Source organism: Tunicatimonas pelagia, assembly GCF_030506325.1.
Classification (GTDB): domain Bacteria; phylum Bacteroidota; class Bacteroidia; order Cytophagales; family Cyclobacteriaceae; genus Tunicatimonas; species Tunicatimonas pelagia.
Map to the genome: position 1 here is coordinate 2506023 of NZ_CP120683.1, position 19581 is coordinate 2525603.

Annotated in this window: 12 protein-coding genes and 3 pseudogenes; 6 read left to right on the forward strand and 9 right to left on the reverse strand. The window is 47.2% G+C overall.

Annotation, left to right across the window (positions count from 1 at the left end; genetic code table 11):
• Positions 1–29 precede the first annotated feature (29 nt).
• Positions 30–503 (forward strand): hypothetical protein, encoded by a 474-nt coding sequence (locus P0M28_RS10660; RefSeq protein WP_302209886.1) that lies wholly within the window; start codon positions 30–32, stop codon positions 501–503.
• Between the two features lie 37 nt (positions 504–540).
• On the opposite strand, the gene P0M28_RS10665 is transcribed toward P0M28_RS10660, so the two are convergent.
• Entirely contained in the window at positions 541–993 is a 453-nt protein-coding gene (locus P0M28_RS10665) for a hypothetical protein (protein ID WP_302209887.1), read from the reverse strand.
• A 394-nt stretch (positions 994–1387) separates the two neighbouring features.
• On the opposite strand from P0M28_RS10665, the gene P0M28_RS10670 reads away from it, so the two are divergent.
• Positions 1388–2428: a hypothetical protein gene (locus P0M28_RS10670; RefSeq protein WP_302209888.1), complete on the forward strand. Its 1041-nt coding sequence runs from the start codon at positions 1388–1390 to the stop codon at positions 2426–2428.
• 82 nt (positions 2429–2510) lie between these two features.
• On the opposite strand, the gene P0M28_RS31235 is transcribed toward P0M28_RS10670, so the two are convergent.
• The 3 genes and pseudogenes from P0M28_RS31235 to P0M28_RS31245 form a co-directional block, all read right to left on the reverse strand.
• On the reverse strand, positions 2511–3152 hold the full coding sequence (locus P0M28_RS31235) for a tyrosine-type recombinase/integrase (protein WP_496060943.1): 642 nt from the start codon (positions 3150–3152) through the stop codon (positions 2511–2513).
• Positions 3126–3467 (reverse strand): annotated as a pseudogene (locus P0M28_RS31240) (phage integrase SAM-like domain-containing protein); the annotation flags it as partial. The pseudogene P0M28_RS31240 and the gene P0M28_RS31235, both read right to left, overlap by 27 nt.
• Before the next feature lie 18 nt (positions 3468–3485).
• Positions 3486–3743: pseudogene (locus P0M28_RS31245) on the reverse strand (Arm DNA-binding domain-containing protein); the annotation flags it as partial.
• 443 nt (positions 3744–4186) lie between these two features.
• Between P0M28_RS31245 and P0M28_RS10680 the strand changes: the two are divergent.
• The 4 genes from P0M28_RS10680 to P0M28_RS10695 all read left to right on the forward strand — a co-directional run bounded on the left by P0M28_RS10680 (position 4187) and on the right by P0M28_RS10695 (position 9960).
• Positions 4187–4348 (forward strand): hypothetical protein, encoded by a 162-nt coding sequence (locus P0M28_RS10680; protein ID WP_302209890.1) that lies wholly within the window; start codon positions 4187–4189, stop codon positions 4346–4348.
• A 565-nt stretch (positions 4349–4913) separates the two neighbouring features.
• Positions 4914–7085: a peptidase domain-containing ABC transporter gene (locus P0M28_RS10685; protein ID WP_302209891.1), complete on the forward strand. Its 2172-nt coding sequence runs from the start codon at positions 4914–4916 to the stop codon at positions 7083–7085.
• A gap of 26 nt (positions 7086–7111) precedes the next feature.
• On the forward strand, positions 7112–8458 hold the full coding sequence (locus P0M28_RS10690) for an HlyD family secretion protein (protein WP_302209892.1): 1347 nt from the start codon (positions 7112–7114) through the stop codon (positions 8456–8458).
• Positions 8459–8469: 11 nt separating this feature from the next.
• The gene (locus P0M28_RS10695) at positions 8470–9960 is read left to right on the forward strand and encodes a TolC family protein (protein ID WP_302209893.1); all 1491 of its coding nucleotides are present in this window, start codon (positions 8470–8472) and stop codon (positions 9958–9960) included.
• A 187-nt stretch (positions 9961–10147) separates the two neighbouring features.
• Here P0M28_RS10695 and P0M28_RS31250 read toward each other — a convergent pair.
• From P0M28_RS31250 to P0M28_RS10720, 5 genes and pseudogenes are all read right to left on the reverse strand, one after another.
• Positions 10148–10381 (reverse strand): annotated as a pseudogene (locus P0M28_RS31250) (IS1 family transposase); the annotation flags it as partial.
• Positions 10382–10398: 17 nt separating this feature from the next.
• Positions 10399–11790: a sulfatase-like hydrolase/transferase gene (locus P0M28_RS10705; protein WP_302209895.1), complete on the reverse strand. Its 1392-nt coding sequence runs from the start codon at positions 11788–11790 to the stop codon at positions 10399–10401.
• Positions 11791–11807: 17 nt separating this feature from the next.
• Entirely contained in the window at positions 11808–14291 is a 2484-nt protein-coding gene (locus P0M28_RS10710; RefSeq protein WP_302209896.1) for a hypothetical protein, read from the reverse strand.
• A 14-nt stretch (positions 14292–14305) separates the two neighbouring features.
• Positions 14306–15997, reverse strand: coding sequence for a RagB/SusD family nutrient uptake outer membrane protein (locus P0M28_RS10715; protein ID WP_302209897.1), 1692 nt, complete (start codon positions 15995–15997; stop codon positions 14306–14308).
• 1 nt (position 15998) lies between these two features.
• On the reverse strand, positions 15999–19517 hold the full coding sequence (locus tag P0M28_RS10720) for a SusC/RagA family TonB-linked outer membrane protein (RefSeq protein WP_302209898.1): 3519 nt from the start codon (positions 19515–19517) through the stop codon (positions 15999–16001).
• Positions 19518–19581 lie beyond the last annotated feature (64 nt).

The following is a 19581-nucleotide window of genomic DNA, read 5'->3' on the forward strand; positions in this document are numbered from 1 at the left end:
TCAATTTCTTTTGTTAGGATGGGAACGCTTTGGCACTCGCAATCTCCCTGATGGCTTTGCTTGCCACTGTTTATCAGTTGCACCTTCAACGGCGGCATAACGAAAATTCGCTCAAACCCTTAGCCCAGATTACCCTTACGGATAGAGGCAAACTATTAGCTGTCCACATTGAAAACAACGGGGTTGGACCTTTGATCGTGGAGAAGCTGACCTTTACGAGGGATGGTAAGCATTACACCAACATAGAGGACTGCTTGAACCTCGACCCTCGCTCCTATCAGCACATACCGGTTACAGAAGATGTAAAGCAGGTTATTTTGCCTGGCTCTCACGAAGAAGTCTTCTCCATGCAATTCGGGGAAGATACTACAGACAAAGAAATGAATAGTGTACGCAAACAGCTTGCGGCTCTCAAGCTAAAAGTAGATGGCCGAGATATCTACGATAATAAGATCTCCGTTGAGCGTGATTTGCAATGGTTTGTCCGACACAATATCGCCTAACTATTAGAAGATACTGAAAAATTCAATGCGTTGGTTTCTACCATTTTGCAATCATAACCATAGCCTCACCGATTAGATTGACCTCTTTTCCTCCCAGTTTATTGTACTCAATAACATCACACTTGTTCTCGTTAAACTTTGGATAACAACTGTGTCCATCACACTTTATAATATCTGTGAGAAACTGGCCTAGTCCTCTAAAGACAGAAGACTTTATTTTATTTTTTCTCTCGTCATTGACGGGGTTATTAATGTCGGAAACTTCTTCTTCTGACATATAATCCAAATGGTATGTTGATTCATCCACGAAATTAATTTCAAGAGAATCAAGTAATAAAGGAGTATCAAATAAGTACCCTCTCTGGTCATAATTTAAGGACATGTTAGATATATCATAGCTATCATCATAAAAGAATATTTTGAAACTATTTTTAGGGTTGCTGAAAAACAGGTTATATTTCATTCTCAAAACTCCAAATAAACTAGTCAAAAGACTTGTACATTTTTTTCATAATATTGTCAAGGGGATGTTTACTAGATTTCTGGAATCAATTGAGTCAACATGCTTTCTGCTTATCTGTGAAACCATCATTCATTGAGATGCAGCCAAGGGCCACTCCATAATGCTTTGCCAAAGCAACGTCATGTTTACAATCTTCAAATTGCTTTCTACCGCTTGCGCTTAGTTGGAAGTTATATGCCTCCAATATATGTGCCTTAATAATCAATAATGCTATGTAGTGAGTAAGGAAATGGCAGGCAAAAGTACTTGATCAGCTTTACAGTTTGACTTTTTAGAAATTTCTAAAATATCTATATGGCATTTCTAAAAAAAAATATGACTATTTTAGAGGTCTCAGAATGGCCATCAACCTTTATTTCAAATGAGCACCCATTCACAAATGCATATTCCTTTAAAGGCTTACCGAGTATTATACGATAAGCTAATAAAGAAATTCACTAAAGACGAACTAACTGACGAAGAACGTAAACGATATGCCAATTGCGCACCTTACAATGTATGGTCGGCAGTGGATAATGAAGGAAAAAGCAAATTCAAAAAGGTTTTCGGTCACGATAGATACGAGAACTACTTGTATGGCAAGCTTAGCTCAGATGAAGAAAAAAGGCCTTATGTGTCTTTTAAAGTTGAGACCTTAATTAAAGCACTGGAATATCTTGGTCTAAGAATCCCCAGTGACCTCAAAGGGGCTGACATATCACTACCCAAAATGAAAGCTGAAGCCCTTTTTCAACTATTTCTAGAGAAATACTACCCTAATTTCTTAGAAGAAAAATCTTATAAGAATACCAGTGCCACTAAATCAATGGCAGATGTTGTATCTTCAAAAACAGAAATAGTTGCAATAAAGCGGCTCATTAATGAATTCTATGGTTCTATCTCACAAGGAGAATATAAAGATGCTTGGGATTTGCTAGCTCCAAGCTATCAGAAGCGAAAATGGAGGGAAGATTTTGAAAGATTTGAAATCGGCTATACCAATACGGTTTCCATATACAATATTCATGTGTTTGATGTCACAAATAAAGTAGATGATTTGTCATGTAAAGTTTACTATAAAGATGAAATTATGACTCATACATCATATGATCTAACTAGGCTTAATAAGATTACAATTTCACAGATAGATGACTTCGTAAAGCAGATCAAACATTTACAAGATGTGGCCGTAACAAAAGAATGGAAGGAATTTGAGAGAATTGAGTTATATAAATTCTTTGAACCTGCGGTGAGTGAATATATATGGTATAAATGTGGTATAGAGCCAGAGCAAATAAAAGAGCTGTTAGATCGTGATGAAAACATAACCGTATCTCGCCTTTGCCGTGTTTCCTGCACAAGTATCGATGGCAATTGGTTGATTAAAGGAATTGAACCGCTCAGGAACTATGCAATTAGATAAATAAATTTCATAACTACTCTTACTGGGGCAGCTCCCTTTCAGAGCTATACTCATAACTATGAAGGCAACTATTTCTAAACACTCAGTCACTCATAATTAGCTCATCGTACTCATCAATTACGCTGTTCTCAAAAGAGTCCAGATAGGTTTGCGTAATCTCTTCGGTAGCATGACCCATACTTTCCTGAATAACGGCCGTTGGTACGCCTTTGCGCTTTCCGGTTGTGGCGTAAGTGTGGCGAGCAGTATAAATGGTAAACGGGCTAATATCACATAGTGCTGCTATTTTTTTCAGCCGTCCGTTAAGCCGCTTACGCCGGTCTCGTATAATGTCGGTATAGCGTTCAGGAGCATCTGTTGGCTTTAGAATGGGAAAGATGAAATCATTTGGATTGAGGGTTTCACTAAGATAAGAGAGTAGTAATTCTTTTAAGGCTGGACTGATTTTGATACTGAAAGGTTTGCCGGTTTTCTGGCGCACGTAGTGTATGCGCTCAAAGTCTCCGCGAATGTTAGCAACTTTCAGTAAGGCCATATCCATCCAGTTCATGCCACGCATAAAGAAGCTAGCCATGAACATATTGCGGGCATGAAACAGAGGGGAACCCTGCTCCAGGGCAATATCACGTAAGGCTTTGAATTCTGCCTCAGTTAGTGAGATACGAACCGGCGTTTGGCCTTTAATCTTATACTGGGCAAAAGGATACGCCTCCTTTGAGACGATTCCGGATTTGATGGCCTTATTATAAGCACTGCGAAGCGTGCGTAGGTATACGCTGAGCGATCCTGCACTTGAGCCATTGGCGAAATGCCAGTTTTCAAAACGGGTCAGGAATGCATAGTTGACGGCCTCAAAGGGTAAGTCTTTTCCCTTTCTGAATGATTGCAGGCGATTGAGGGCCTGGGCGTAGACATTAGCATTACCTGTCCTACGGGCTTTTTTAAGGTCGGCTATCAGATGCTCCAAAAAGACAAAAACAGTTTGCTTCTCTGTCTTTTTGCCGCCTGTAAGAGTTACTTTCAGATCAGCCATACTCATATATAAGAGCTTACCTTCATCATCCAGTCGGGCAATGACATCATAGGCGGTTGTCCTCTTTTTATGCAGAGCGTTATTGAAACGAGTAGTATTCTCGACCACTTGCGACGATTTCTTGAGCTTCTCGTTTTTACTGTCCCAGTCCTTTTCAAGTAGGCTATAGCCGAGACTGACATTGATACTTTTACGGTTATGGAGGACACGCATAACCAATGGATAGGTTCCGTCTTTACGGGCACGACGGGTATCCAGCAGAAGTTTGATGTTTGTTGCCATAAGAAAATTTGCAAGCTATTTGCAAGCAAATATAGGTATTTTCTGGCTTAATCTGAAATCATCGAAAACATAAATTGCTGATAATCAGATATATAAAACCATATTAGATCATATGAATACAGGAATTTACCTGCTTTGGGAGCAGGGGGTCGCAGGTTCGAATCCTGCCGCCCCGACTCTTTACTAATCAAAAGTCATCGAAACCCTCTAAATTGTATGTTTAGGGGTTTTTCTTTCCCCCCCTTTAAATCGCACATTATTTTCCAATTCTTAGTGGACACCACGCGAGTGAACCATTCGGCGACCTTTTTTCTACTTTTAGGAAGATCGCCGAATTGCTTGTAAATTACTGCAAAACAGCATTTTACAAGCAACTCGTTTTGTTAGTTTTTGTGAAAGAACAAGACCGTGTTTGTAATCAAAATCATCTAAAAACCAACAAAATGCAAAACAAGGATACCTTCAGTACTGCTTTCCTGTTGAGAGCGGCTAAAATGAAAAATGATTTGGAGTCGGGTACACTGAAGAGTTACTTTACTACCCAAAGCTACGGCGAGCAGTTTTTAGCCGAGTGGCTTCGGAAAAAGGATATTTACCTGCCTTAGCTTTCTCATCAGTTCATGACCGAACTGAAAATGTATCTGCAGACGTACTAGCCGAAAGACCATCGGAAACCGATGGGCGACAATCCGGTGATGAAGCATCTGGAACGACTGTGAAAAATGGTAAGCTTAGCTTGACTTTAGCCTTTTTACTCTCGAATGGTCAAAGATGTCTACTTTAGATAAATTTATAATATTCTGAATTACAGCGATTTGTAATATTTTACCTAGCGTGTTGTCTACCACCCGCATAAGTCGGATTAATTTTCAACCTCCCTTCTGCACATTGAGGTTGAAAAATAACCTGAGAAGAGCATAGCCCATGAACGCAAGCCCTCTCTGTACCCGCATAGAGCTATAGTCCATAGTAAGAATTATTCCCAAAAGGCTAAAGTCGAGCTTAGAGGCTGTTTTAAAACACCTCTTAAAAACGCGCCTGCGTGATATAGTACAAGAATCTTTCATTAGCACAAGAATATCCCAGACCGAAGTAAGCTTACCAACGACCTTTATAGTACGAAAAAGCAAGTACCACCGAAAACCTCTGACCTACTCAACCAAGTGGCCTATGAATCACCCACAGCTTATCTCTGTGATTAAGCAGTTTAGCCAGGCACTACGCCACGAGCTGCCACCCGATTTTGGTGAGGAGTTACCCTCTGATACCGACTTACATACTCCCGAAGCCTTTGCCCGAACACTGTCAGAAAATGGCACTCCGTTGCGTTTGGTTTTTACTACCAACACAGCAGGTAGCTATCAAGCGCTTGTCGACAGGCTTAGTTTTCCGGTGCTGGTGTTTTTTGCTGAAGAGGCAACTGTAACTCCGGCGATTATCCAGCCTGGTAAGGATTTACAGCCAAAGGCTGATCTAGTACGCCCCGACGGAACCCAGCAGCCCGTGGCGATTGATACCTTGGCCGAAAACATTTATACCACTGCCAAAGAGCAAGTGTTGTTTGTGGCAGCTTTTCCGTTTCGAAGTATGGTGGGGGAAGCGACCGATGATCCAGCCTTATCCCCGGTCAAACGCCTACTTAACCTGCTGCGGGGCGAACGGCGCGATATTAGCTACCTGTACGTCTACGCGGTGGCGGTAGGTATCATCAACCTTACCCTGCCACTGGGAACTCAAGCCATCGTGGGATTCATCTCCGGAGGAATGTGGCTTAATTCTATCGTTATTCTCATTGGCTTAGTCGTGATCGGAGTGATTGTGGGCGGAGGCTTACAGATTATGCAGTTGTCAATGGTAGAGATCATGCAACGCCGTCTTTTCGCCAAAACGGCTCTTGAGCTGGCCTACCGCATCCCTCGCGTCGAAACGGAAGCCGTACTTCGGTATTATACTCCCGAACTCGTCAATCGCTTTTTTGATGTCCTCACCATACAAAAAGGGCTCCCCACACTATTGATCAGTTTACTTACGGCCATCATTCAAATTAATTTCTGCTTGATCTTGCTGTCGTTCTATCACCCGTTCTTTGTGTTCTTTGGCTTATTACTGGTATCGCTGCTGGTGCTCATGTTTTATCTGACGGGGAAACGAGGGCTTGACTCGTCGCTTACCGAATCGAAATACAAGTATAAAGTGGCTTATTGGTTGGAGGAATTAGGGCGCGCCTTGCCTACGTTTAAAATGGCAGGTACCAGCCAACTACCCACTCAGCGGGTAAACCACGAAGTAGGCAATTACCTGATGCATCGCAAAGCCCACTTTGGGGTACTCATTCGCCAATATTCCTACGTGATTGCCTTTAAAACATTAGTCACCGCTGGACTGCTCATCATCGGGGCTGTTTTAGTGATTGACCGTCAGATTACGCTGGGGCAATTTGTGGCTTCGGAATTAATCATTGTCCTGGTCATTGGTTCCGTAGAAACCATCATCCTCAACCTGGATACGGTATACGATATGCTGACGGCAGTGGACAAGATCGGGCAAGTTACTGACTTACCGCTGGAACCCGAAGGCAAGGCTACGCTCACCACCGAACAAGGCATTCGGATTCAAACCCGAAATCTGCGCTACCGCTACCCCGGTGAGTCCGAATACGTACTCAACAATATTAATCTGGATATTGCCCCCGGCGAACGAGTATGCATCACGGGCTACAACGATAGCGGCAAGTCAACGTTGGTGAACATCCTGGACGGAAGCTACCGTTCCTACGAAGGAGTAGTCGCCGTAAATGACATACCACTCTCCAATCTCAACGTAGCGCAATGGCGCAACCATATCGCTAAAAACGTGTCTGTCGAAGATATTTTCAACGGCTCAGTGCTGGACAATGTGACACTCCGCAAACCTACCACCTCCTACCAAACCGCCGTGGAGGCACTTCAGGCGGTCGGGGCAATGGAGGCCATTCAACGATTGCCCCAAGGGTTGGATACCACCTTAGTTAGTGGGGGCACGAGTGTCTCAACCAGTCTGGCTCGTAAGATTATACTAGCTCGTTGTATCGCTAAACGACCAAAAGTACTCATGCTCAACGATTTCTTTTCGTTTTTTACCAGTGCCGAACAGCAGAAGTTTATACGCTACCTCACCGACGATCAGCATGCCTGGAGTCTGATTGTGACATCTACCGACCCGCTGATCTTGAGCCAATGCACTAAAATCGTTGTATTGCAGGCCGGCGAAAAAGTAGCCGAAGGCACCTACGAAACACTGAAAGAGCATGCGTTTTTTCAGGAGTTGACGGTCTCCACACTAGTAGCCGATGCTCCCTGTTAGTCTTCATTTTTAAAGCCTATTTTTCTATGAAATCTGATAAAGAAACCATTCCCCCCGTCAATGTTGAGTTAGAACCCCTGGAGGTGCTGGAGTCACCTTGGGCAGGAAAGATAGTAGCCCGCTGGCTCGTCGGCATCGGAGTCTTTCTACTTATGGTGCTTCTCTTACCCTGGCAGCAGAACATTCGGGCCACGGGTGAAGTGACCGCCCTTTCGCCAGAGAACCGTCCTCAGACCGTTCAGTCGGCCATTCCGGGGCGCATTGATCGCTGGTACGTGCAAGAGGGTGATTTTGTTCTACGGGGAGATACTATCCTCAATATTCAGGAGATTCAAGACGATTATTTCAATCCCGAACTGCTGGTACGGCTTGAGGAGCAACTGGTAGCTCAGCAGGCAGCGATTCAGTCGCGAGAGGCCAACGCCGAAGCCCTGCGCCGCCAGATCAAAGCCCTGCAACGAGGGCTTCAGTTAGCGTTGCAGCAAGCCGAAAATGTAGTTCGGCAAACCGAGTTGCAAATTGTGGGCGAGAGCTTAGCCTACGTGGCTTCCCGCAGAAACTTTGCTATCGTAGAAAACCAACTGGAACGGGAGCAGTCGCTCTACGACGACGGCCTCAAATCCCTTACCGACTTGCAAGAACGGGAGCAGGAGCAACAACTGTCGCGAGCAGACCTCGGAGTAGCCGAAAATCAGTTCCTCACTACTCAGAACCAGCTTATCAACGCCCGCATTGAGCTACAGGCCGTAGAAGCTAGTTACCTAGAAAATATCAGCAGTGCTGAGTCGAGCCTGAACACGACCCTAGCGGGGATCTACGATGCCCAGCGTAGCCTGGCCGAGCTGCAAAACGAGTACGCCAACATGCAGATCCGGAACGAGCAATACTACATGATTGCCCCCCAAGATGGCTACGTAGTACGTGCTTTACGCACCGGCATTGGTGAAACGATTAGTGCCGGGGAGGGCGTGGTAACGGTCATGCCCGAAAATCCGGACAAAGCAGTGGCCATGTACGTGCAGCCGATGGATGTTCCCCTGCTATCGGTGGGCCGTCAGGTGCGGCTGGAATTTGATGGCTGGCCCGCCTTACAGTTTTCGGGCTGGCCCATTGTGGCCGTGGGCACATTCGGAGGCATTGTGCAGGTGATCGACTACGTGGAGACCGAAGAGCAGGACGGACGCTACCGGGTGCTGGTGATCCCTGATCCGAACGATGATGGCGATTGGCCCGAGTTACTGCGCTTGGGTTCCGAAGTGCAAGGCTTCGCCATGCTGGATGAGGTGCCGCTGTGGTACGAGCTGTGGCGATTGTATAACGGCTTCCCCCCTAGCCTACAAGCCGCGCCCGAAGCTACTGCCGCTAATTATTAAACTCAGCAACCATGTTCCGGTACCTATTTTGTCTCATTATTTTTTGGGGAATTGCACTTGCCACCCTTGCCCAGTCTGATACGACGGTTCAGGTACGTAGCACTTTGTCCTTGGAGGATTTTTTTCAGACCGTATTGGTCAATCATCCGGTAGCTCGGCAGGCTTACTTGTTGCAGCCTTTGGCCCAGCAAGAGCTTCGCCTGGCTCGGGGTAGTTTTGACCCTACCCTGTCCTCCAATTTCTCTACCAAGGAGTACGGCGGTTCTCCCTACTACGAAATCTGGAACACCCAACTGGATATACCAATGTGGTTTCCGGCGGATCTCAGTATTGGCTACGAACAGAATCGCGGTCAGTTTATCAATAACGAAGAATCCAATACGGAAGATGGGCTAATTTCAGCCGGAGTTTCTATGCCTATTGGCCGGGGCTTGTTTATTGACGAGCGACGGGCGGCGGTCAGAATCGCGCAGCAAATGCAGGAGATGGCCGAAGCCGATCAGGTCAACGCCATCAATCAGGTGTTGCTCGATGCAGGGGAGGCTTACTGGGATTGGTACTACGCCCACCAAGCCTACGAAGTGACCAACGAAGTAGCCCAACTGGCCGAAGTCCGCCTCCGGGGAGTAGTGCAGCAGGTGAAAAAAGGCGATGCCGCTCCTTTCGACTCACTCACAGCCTACATCAACTACCAGGAGCGCGAAGTGCAACGCGATCAGGCCCGGCTAGCCGACGAAAATGCCCGGCTAACTGCTTCGGTGTTTGTGTGGCAGCACCAGCAAGATGGATTTATTCCACAGGATATTAGGGAAAGCACCCAGCCCATTCGCCCGGATAGCTTATTCATGCTATCGCTGAACCAACTGGCCGAACTACAGCAACAGGCTCGCACCCAACATCCTGACCTGATTGTGCTTGCCGGAGAGAATCAACAATTACGCATTACTGAGCGGCTCAACAAAGAATACCTCAAACCGACCGTGGACCTCACCTACAACTTCCTGGCGCAGTCGGTCTGGGGCAATGCGCCCTCCCTACTAAGCAACGGACGATTTAGCGAACCAGCTTGGTGGCGAAATAACTACACCGCCGAAATTGCGTTTGCTTTTCCACTATTCCTTCGGCAGGAGCGAGCTGCACTGGCGCAAACTCGCTTGCAGCTTAAGCAGAATACGTTTGAGCAGGGTTGGGTGCAACGAACCATTGAGAACGAGGTTACAATGGCTTACAATACGCTCTTCAACCTGCGCGGGGTGATCGGCCGGCAGCAAAAGATGGTAGCCAACTACGAGCAGCTACTAGCCGGTGAGCAGCGGCGGTTTCGTTTTGGCGAAAGCTCGCTATTCTTGATCAACACCCGGGAGACCGAACTACTGGATGCCCGCATTGAGCTGCTCGACTTGCAAACGCAGTACGAGAAAGCCCGATTGAACCTCCAATACGCCGCTGGCGTACCTAATTTGGCCTACGAAACAAGCACTAGCGACCAAGATGTGCCATGAACTGAGACTTTTAGAGTGGTTTTCTTACTTCTCGGCTCAGAGTAATATAGTCTTCTACCGCTTCCTCAAGGTAAAACCTGCCATTCGTATTTTCGTATTGAACAATACACCGAACCCGAACTAATGCCAGTGAATCTTGCTGGTAGTGTACTCGACGTAAGGATGGCTTTTTTGCCAATCTCTCAAGATTGTAGCATACCAGAAAATACTTGATTGCTAGATAATGGTTTTCCCAAGTCTTAGAGAAAGGTAACGCTTTCCGAACTAGACGAGCGCATCGTTGGCGACCGGCGTCCCAGCGAAGCGTATTATTGAACCGCTCTATCAGCGTGGTTTGCTGTTTACCTTCTACCTGATGCTGTCCCTTGGCGAATACAGTAGCGTAGGCATCCCAATCGTCAGTAAAGACCAACGCCTTTTGCTAGTGTTGCTGGTATACTATTGATAGTTTTGTTGTTCTTGTTGCAATGTGCGTTTTAGCTGTTGTACAAGGTGGTTGTGCGTTTGATCTACGGCTAGATTATTAAGCTCGTACGGGTCTTCTTGTAGATCGTAGAGTTCCTGAAATACTACCTGAGTGGTATCTGCCTCATCATACGTTTCAATGTATTTGTAGCGATCGGTACGGATAGCTGCTAGTGGTTGGCTACCCAATTGAGGAGTAGGTGCTTCATAATAAATATGCGCTCTTTTTTCCGGCCATTCTTCCTCGGTTAGGGCCGGTAGCAAACTTACACCATGCAACTGAGGCGGACTATCTTCGCCTAGCATGGCCAGCAGCGTAGGAAAGATGTCAATATTGAGCACTAAATCTTGATTTGTTCCCGGCTCAATGCCCGGGCCACTGATGATCAGAGGCACCCGGATGGATTCTTCGTAGGCCAGCACTTTACTAGTAAATAAATGATCACCGATGAACCAGCCATTATCGCTCATAAAAATAATGTAAGTATTATCCGCGTTGGGCAATTGACTCACTTTGTTCAGCATTCGCCCCATAGCTGCATCCATTTCGGTGATGGCGGCATAGTAGCGCTGAGTCTGGTACAGAAGCGTATCAGGGTTTTGATAGCCGTAACTCAATGCTTTTTGACGATGCCTTTCGGTAAGCAAATATTCGGGTTTACCTTCTAGCTTTTCATCCGGCCAGTTTTGGGGCAACTTAATTGTCCTCTCTTCGTACCGAGCGAGTGTTTCTTCTGTCACATCCCAATTGAAGTGGTTATCAAGGTGGGGAAGCTGAGGACAGTAAAACAATAGGTAGGGATCTTGTTGGTCAACAGTACTTTCCAGGAATTTAATTGCTTGGCGAGCATTATAATCCTCGATGAAGCCTTCGGCTACTTTTTCCTCACCTTCTTCTATCACAGTACGATTGTACCAGGAGCCGTTCGAGAAAAAATAGCGAGCGTAATTAAATCCGAGTGAGGTAGGACTATCCGCTAAATGCCACTTACCGACGAGTCCGGTTTGGTACCCCTGGTCTCTTAGTAGCTGAGCAAAGGTGCGCTCCCCTTCGTTCAAGCGAGCCTTTCCGAAGGTGGTTACTCCGTTGGCACTTCCGTACCTACCCGTGAGTAAAGCCGCCCGACTGGGACTACAAATGGACAACGTAACAAAAGCGTTTTCAAAGTACATGCCTGACGCACAGAGGCTATCTAGTGTAGGGGTAATGGCGGTATCAGACGTACGACATCCCAGGGCATCATAGCGCTGATCGTCTGAATAGATGATGACGAAGTTGGGAGGAGCATCGCTAATGGACTGGGCTTCTGCACTGAGAAGACTGGCTATAGTCAGCCAGCATAAGATAAAACCACAACGTAGCATAAGTTATATGATTCAGTTTATCGGTACTCTAACCAGGCTGTAGCGGTACAGTCAGCGTTGCTGCGAAAACGAACCCAACGACTCTGGAAATGATCCGGAAAAGTATGCTCGTAGATCTCGCCCGGAGCTACGGTGACTTCCTGGTAGACCATCCAGGGACCGTGGCCTACTGGCTCTACCTCTATGGTGAACGTAATAGGCTGGTCAGACTGATGAGAAAGCTGAAGGCTTCGTTGATCGTAAAAACCAATCAGGTACGGATCGGAAGGTTCGTTGGTTTTCACCGCAGTGTCTTTCCAGGGGCCACCCCGACCGGTAGGTTTACCCAGCTTCCACAGATCATCAATTACCCCTACCCAAACAGCAGCTTTTTTATCATCGGAGATGACTACATGTTCGTTCTCAGGACTAGCATTCGGATCAATACCAGTCATCACGAGCAAGCCTCGGTAACTGGCGTAGTCGTGGATACGGAAGTTGTGGGAGCTAATCGGACGAATTTTGGCAAAACCATCGGCATTCTCCGCGGGAAGCTCGTAGAAGGTGCCATGACAGTTCATCAGGTCTCGTTCCGTAGCCACTTCCCGGTCAATCCGCAATGCAGCCTGATTGGTTAGTGGGGTAAATTCCTCGGCTCCTAGTGGCAACCGCCAGCGTCGTTCCTGATCGTCTACAATCAATACCGAAGAGGCTTCAACGGTAACGACCTGCTCAGGAATCGTAAACTTCTCGTTGATGAAGGTTTGGGTAGCCCCATCGTCTTTGGATTGCAACCGCAAGGCGGAATCTAATTCATAGTAGCCCTCAGTTCGTTTACCGTTCTCATCAAAGTGTACGGCACTAATGCCCAGTGTCCGGCGGTTGTCACCCAGTCCGTACAGCAAACCTCCTATTGCCCCAGATTGATCTACTGTAGCCAATCCCGAAAACATAGCATTCGGTTGAGCAGGCCGTTGATCTTCATCGGTATAGAAAAAGTGGGCGGTCGCCTGGGTAGATTCACTGCTTACTACGCGTACCCACTCGCCAGGAGTGTCCGGCGAAAACTCTACCAATTGACTGCTTTGGCTATCTATATTTATTTCCTGCAACGTTTCCCATTCTCCTTGTCCCGAAGCATCAACTTCTAGCGTGAAAGTAGTGGGCTGTTCACCGGCATTGTGCAACCAGGCTGCCCGTTGCGGCCATCCAGCTAATAGGAAAGGCTCCGAAGGCGTATTAGCCGCTACCGCTTCATTCAGCCAGACGGCTCCCTCGGCGGTGTTAGGCCCCAGTTCATCGGGCATATTCATATCCGTAAACCACAGATTAGAGTTGGATTGGCCGGGACCTTCAATACCTCCCTTTATTTTCCTTTTATTCAAGAATTCTCGTTGCGCTGAATCATCACAACCAAACACTAACCGATCATTCCAGCGAGTGAAATCACCAATAACCTTCAGGTAGGCTGAGCGGGGGCGGATACCCGCTGATTGACTGGCGGTAAAGTTGCCAGGAAATTGCCAGAACATACCGTGCATGGTCATCAGGTAATCTGGTTCTTCAGACGTGCCCACATCCCGAATACGCGGCCACTCGGTGTTCCAGCCGTGGGCACCATCGTAGCTATGGCTAGCCTTGGGTAAGCGGAAAAATGACCAACCGTTCTCAGCATCCCGCACTCCCAACAGGACTGACTTATGATCCCAGCCAGTAGCCCAGATGGGATCAGTATCAGGGTTCTTATTTCCATAGATGCCACCCGGCCCAGTGACCTCTACAAACTGATTTCGACGGACCACCTGCCAGTCATTGCCATCCCATTCAGCAAGGACTCCGGCTTCAATATCAAACTGGGTACGAGCCTCCGGTACATCCTCCCCATTGTTGGAGTAGACTAAAACCCCCTGTCCGGAATACAGTCCTTTGCCGTGTGCCCCCGGTAGAAGCGCACTATACTCGGCTAAGTTCCCCGCTCGCCGGGCAATATTCCCGTCCTGGTGAAGCATTTTAGCTTGCAGTGTACGTACATCTACTTCGTAGAATCCTTCTTCCATCGTGCCGTGATAAACGAAATTAGCTGGGTCAGTCAGGTGACGGGCGGTACCCGTATGACGACCCGGAGCTTCCGTGTAAGGAAGGACGCGTACCTGCCGATTGGTATCGATAGCGTAGGGGCCGATGAATAACTGCTGGCTCTCCGGATGAATTAATCGGTTAGCCGGGGTGCCGCCTATACTCTCGGGCCGGACGATCTGCTGGAGATCGGGAGTAATCTCATAGAGCTTGTCCGATGAACCGGTAGGAAAGTGAGGGCCATAGGTGATGACCCACAAACGTCCCGCCCAGGGGACTACGGCGCCCGTACCGCATTCCCCTTCGTTATTGTAGTACGCCAAATGCGGATAGATACCGCTGATAGACGGATAGGAATTAGCAGTGCTGTTCTGCGCAAATCCGCTGATGCTACACAACAAGATAAATACGACCGCTACAACTCGTCTGACTGGAAGTTTATGCATTGGGAGAGACCCGGTTAATATCCGGGATTTTGGGTTAAGTTATCGTTAAGCAAAATATCATCGGCCGGAATAGGCCAGAGATACATTCGTTCTTCAAAATCGTAATCTTCCAGCAAACGAGCGTAGCCATTATCTATCAGCTGCTGAGCCTTGAGATCAACCAAGCCATTTTCGTCAATTTCGGGCAAAATTTGATTATTGAACGGCCACTGGCTTCGGTCTTGATCTTGCGGCTCGGGTAATCCTACTACTAGCTGATCTAGCGCTTGCTCAGCTAACCGCCATCTCCGCAGGTCTTGAAACCGTAGGCTTCCTTCAAACATGAGTTCTACCCGGCGCTCCCGGCGTAAACGTGCGCGCAGTCCCGCCTGATCGGTTTCTGTAATCGCCGGATAGCCCGCCAGGTTATCCGCCGTGGTTCCGTAGGCACGGGCTCGAAGTTGATTTAGTAGTCCCTGGGCCTCTTCCAAATTTTCTCCTAGTTCAATCAGTGCTTCGGCGTACATTAGCAAAATATCACCGTAGCGCAATATAATGACGTTGCGATCGGCGGTGCGGTTGTCAGACCAGGATTGCTCCACTCCTTTCTTCCAGACTAGGCCAGTAAACGAGGCAAAGATAGCGACCGAACGGGTATCATTATTATTAACAATGGTATTGCTGGTTGTATTGAGGGTCGTTAGTGAATCGGGATGGGGCTGATAAATATACCCTAGCCACTCCGAGCCAAATTCTACAATCGTCTGCGCCAACCGAGGATCACGGTTAGAAAAAGGATCAAAAGGGTCATACAAAGGTGATTCATCAATGGTGAGTCCGTCGGTGCAGTCAAAAATACTGATGGCCTCCCAAGTAGGCATATTGGCCCCGAAGCCCCCGGCGTTACGGGTAATAATGCCTCGCGCTCCACCCTCAAAACTCCAAGTAATCCCCAACTCGAAGGAATACGGAATAAAATAAATATGTTCAGGGCTACTAGCTCCTGATTTTAAAAACATCCCCTGAAAGTCAGGATCCAGGCTATACGTGTCAGCATCAATTACTGCCTTCGCCGCATCGCGCGCAATAGCGTAGTCGCCCATGTAAAGGGCAAAACGGGCTTTAATGCCTAAAGCAAAACCTTGGGTGGCTCTATTATCATTTCCATCGGGCAGAACAGCAGCAGCAGCATCCAACTCGTCGTAAACAAACTGCTTTACCTCTTCCTGAGAGGTTCGCACTACTTCCAGTGACTCCTGGATGGTAAGCGGTTCCGTAATCAATGGTACCGCTCCAAACCTAAAGGTAAGCTTGCTGTAAAAGTAAGCACGAATAGCCCGGGCTTCAGCTTCTACCTGATCTACAATAGCACTCTCCACCCGCTCTCGTGCCTGAAGAAGCTGAGCCAATAGCACATTCGCCCGCTTAATAGCTTCATAAGACAAATCCCAAGCTGGTTCAATTACTCCCGAGGTAGGGTTGAGTGTAGCACGGGAAATGGCATTGTTTCGCTGCCCCCCTCTGTGGTGCCCATCATCGTCCCAGTAAGATTCATCCAGTTTCCATAAGCGTTGCTGATAAAGGCCATTGAGGGCAATTTGTAACTCATCCGCATTATTGAAAAAGTTAGTGGTAGATACCGCCGTTTGAGGTTCTAGATCGAGGGTTTCACAGCTGGTGAAGAATAGCCAGGTTGCGGTGATAATTACTATATATCTTTTCATCATTTTAAAACTTAACGTTAATACCAAACAGGACTGATTTCATGATAGGGTGGCCCGTGAAGTCTACTTCAGGGTCCCAGCCTTCTAGTAGGTCACCTCCTCGAAGGGTAGCGAAGTTTCTCAGAGCCACGTATACCCTGACTTTCTGAAGTGACGCTCGCTGGGATAAGCTAGTAGGAAGCGAATAGCCTAGCGTAATATTTTGGATGCGTAAGTAGGCCGCGTTGTATAGCCAAAAATCCGATACTGCGTAGTTCAATCTTGAGGCCCCGGAAAACCTAGGAAAGTTGGCCGCCTGATTCTGAGCTTCGGTATTACCAGGTCGCCAGGATTCCTCCGCCACGTAAGTAGGAATATTGCCAAAAGCCTGGGTGAGTGGCTGCACTTGAACATCATTGTACCGTTGATTGTGGTTGCCCACCCCGTTGAGAACCAATGAAAAATCTAGGTTCCGGTAGTTCAACGTGATATTTCCTCCGTAGGTAAATGTTGGTAACGAGGTGCCAAGGGGTACCCGGTCTTGCCCATTGATCACATTATCGCGCTCGTCAGGAACGCCATCGTTGTCGGTATCTACGGTCAGCTGATCAATAATCCGTACATCTCCGGGACGAGTAGGGTTGGTTATCCCATATTCATCAATTTGCTCTTGCGTCTGATACAGCCCGTCGGTTTGGTAGCCAAACCATTCCCCAAATGCCGCACCTTCCGTATGAATTTGTGTTCCTCTATTAACCAAGAATGTCTCTATACCTCCCACATCCAGTATCTCGCTACGCAATACGGAAGCATTGGCATTTACAGCGTACCTCAGATTGCCTATCTGATTCCGATAACCTACTTCAAAGTCCAATCCTTCTACTTCAATGCTCCCAACGTTAGTTTTTGTATTGTTCGGATATCCCAAGTAGTTGGGTAAATCTTGGGTGATAATAATATCGTCGGTTGTTTTTCGGTACGCATCTACCACCACAGTAATACGGTCATCCAAAAATCCCAGGTCTATCCCGGCATCTATGGTGCGGGTAGTTTCCCATACTAAAAATTGATCTGCTAAGAAATCCTGCGTTACTCCAATGCCAGACACGAAGCTATTACCATCGTAAAAAACCGTATTGACTAGCTCAAACAGTCCTTGATACGGGTAGAAATTAAAGAATTCGTCTCCCTCAATTCGCCTATTCCCGATCTGTTCGTTACCTACCTCGCCATAAGAACCTCGTACCTTGAGAAACGAGATAAAAGTAGGAAGATCAAAGCTCTCTTCCGACACAACCCAACCCAGGGATAACGAAGGGAAGAAGCCCCACCGTTCGTCAGGCGCAAAGCGGGAAGAGCCATCGGCACGAAAGTTAGACTGGAGTAAGTACTTCCCTTTGTAGTTATAACCAATTCGTCCGAAGAAGGAACGGATATTGTTTTCAGAAGTGTTTTGTTCGTTTTGCGTAAGCAGTGGATCACCAAATGCCAATGCATCCAACTCTATTCCTAGATCGCGACTGGTGGTGGAAATACGATCCCAATCAGTGTTTACTTCCTCATAGCCTCCCAGCAGATTAAGTTGATGATCCCCGATAGTCTTGTCGTACGAAACAATCGCTTGGGAAGTAAGGGTTGTTACGTTGGTCTGCCTTTTTTCTAAGCTGGAGACAGACTGAGGCCAAAATTCAGTGGTACTGCCTAGCCGTGGTATATCGGGTGGGGTGAAGAAACGGTCGTATCGGTCAAAGTCAAAGGTTGGAGAAAAGTTTAGCCGCAGCGATAGTGAACTAGTCGGCTTAATGGTTACCCCGATGATACCATTGAGTTGGTTGAGGGTTTGCGTTCGTGATCCACCTTCAATAGTTTGGGCTAAGGGGTTCTCCCCGTCTTTTCCTTCCCCCCATTCGCCATCGGTTCTGATGGCCGAAAAAATACCAGGGTACCGACGAGATAGCGCAATCGGATTCTCCGCTGCACTTTGTATTTGGCGTGCAGGATCGGTAGTATTCGTCCGTTTATAGTAAAGGTCAATGTTAGCCTCTATGATGCTCCCTAAGGTGAGCCCGTTGTTAACCCGGAAAGTAAACCGCTGGAAATCGTTATTGGCGTACATGCCATCTTCGGTCACGTAGCTCATAGAAGCGCGGGTATTCACATTTTGTGAGCCTACCGTCAGTGCTAGGTTGTGGCGATGTCTGGCCGTTGGTACATCACTAAGGATCGCGTCCTGCCAATCGGTATCGGGGTACAGATCCGGGTCTTGGGCGTGTAGCTCATCGTACTGCTCGGTAATTTCCGGATCAAAGGTTTCCCCCCCACCGTCATTGGTAGAGTATTCGGTAGCAATTTCTCGGTAGGTCTTCGCATTTACGTACTCCGGAAGCTCCGTAGGGTAGTTTGACCCAAATTCGTAATCATATTCAATCCTGAGCTGCCCTTCCGTACCTCTCTTCGTTGTTACCAATACTACTCCCGCAGCGGCTCTCGCTCCGTATATTGCCTGAGAAGCAGCATCTTTCAGTACCGTAACCGACTCTACGTCGTTGGGGTTAATGTCGTCTAAGGTCAAACCTTGGATACCATCTACAATTACTAGTGGATCATTTACATTGAGTGAAGTAACGCCTCTAACACGGATGCTGCTACCCTCCCCAGAGCCACCTCCGTCTCGAGTAACAGTAACCCCAGCCACACTTCCTTGCAAAGCATCCGACAATTGAACCGCTTGCCGATTTTCTATGGTCTCAGATGACACTTCGGCCACGGCTCCCGTCAGGTCTTTCTTTTGGGTAGTACCGTAGCCCACTACCACGACTTCCGAGAGCGACTGAATATCCGGTGCCAAGGAAATATTGATTTCAGCACGACCACTGATTTCTTCCTCAATGGTCTCAAAACCAATAGAAGAAAACACCAGCGTCGTTACTTCATCAGCTACCGTTAGCCGATAATTACCATCTATATCGGTAACTGTTCCAATACTAGTCCCTTTAACCAGAATATTAACCCCCGGTAGTGGTTCGTTGGTAGATAGATCGACTACTTGTCCACTAATAGTTTGTTCCACTTGTTTTTTAACTATCCTTAGCAAATTCTTAGCGGGCAACACCACCGAGTTTAACATCGGCTTCTTTGCCCTTTGCTCTTCAGGAGCCAACCGAATCACTCTACTAATATCGTCACGAGGTTGGATAACGTAGTAGCCTTCTTCCAGCTTGCGATAGTTAAGTTGATGTGGGGCTAGTAATTCTGTCAAATTAGCATCTAAATTTTGCTCTAGTGAAAGAGCTTTTTTTACCAGTTTTTCTTTCAGCAGAGCGGGGTCATACGAAATACTTACTTGGTAGTGATCTGCTAACTTGTTTAAAGCCACTGATAAAGATTGCCCTTGATCCTGGTCAACCGCATTACCTGCTCCTGCTACCGGATACTGGTAATCGAGCACTGAATTGCTTGCTAACTTCAGCTGCTGGGTATGACCCGGACTGAACCACAGCAAAAAAGTGAGGTTAGCTACGATAAAAATGTAACATTTGCTCATAGTTTAAGTATATTGGAAGTGAACACTATATATAGTCCGTCGGAATGTTTGCCGCATCCGGCGG

Excerpts from the sequence above, each read along its gene's own strand:
- P0M28_RS10670 (WP_302209888.1), top strand. The coding sequence starts at position 1,388 with ATGAGCACCCATTCACAAATGCATATTCCTTTAAAGGCTTACCGAGTA.
- P0M28_RS10680 (WP_302209890.1), top strand. The coding sequence starts at position 4,187 with ATGCAAAACAAGGATACCTTCAGTACTGCTTTCCTGTTGAGAGCGGCT.
- P0M28_RS10685 (WP_302209891.1), top strand. The coding sequence starts at position 4,914 with ATGAATCACCCACAGCTTATCTCTGTGATTAAGCAGTTTAGCCAGGCA.
- P0M28_RS10690 (WP_302209892.1), top strand. The coding sequence starts at position 7,112 with ATGAAATCTGATAAAGAAACCATTCCCCCCGTCAATGTTGAGTTAGAA.
- P0M28_RS10695 (WP_302209893.1), top strand. The coding sequence starts at position 8,470 with ATGTTCCGGTACCTATTTTGTCTCATTATTTTTTGGGGAATTGCACTT.
- P0M28_RS10705 (WP_302209895.1), bottom strand. The coding sequence starts at position 11,790 with ATGCTACGTTGTGGTTTTATCTTATGCTGGCTGACTATAGCCAGTCTT.
- P0M28_RS10710 (WP_302209896.1), bottom strand. The coding sequence starts at position 14,291 with ATGCATAAACTTCCAGTCAGACGAGTTGTAGCGGTCGTATTTATCTTG.
- P0M28_RS10715 (WP_302209897.1), bottom strand. The coding sequence starts at position 15,997 with ATGATGAAAAGATATATAGTAATTATCACCGCAACCTGGCTATTCTTC.
- P0M28_RS10720 (WP_302209898.1), bottom strand. The coding sequence starts at position 19,517 with ATGAGCAAATGTTACATTTTTATCGTAGCTAACCTCACTTTTTTGCTG.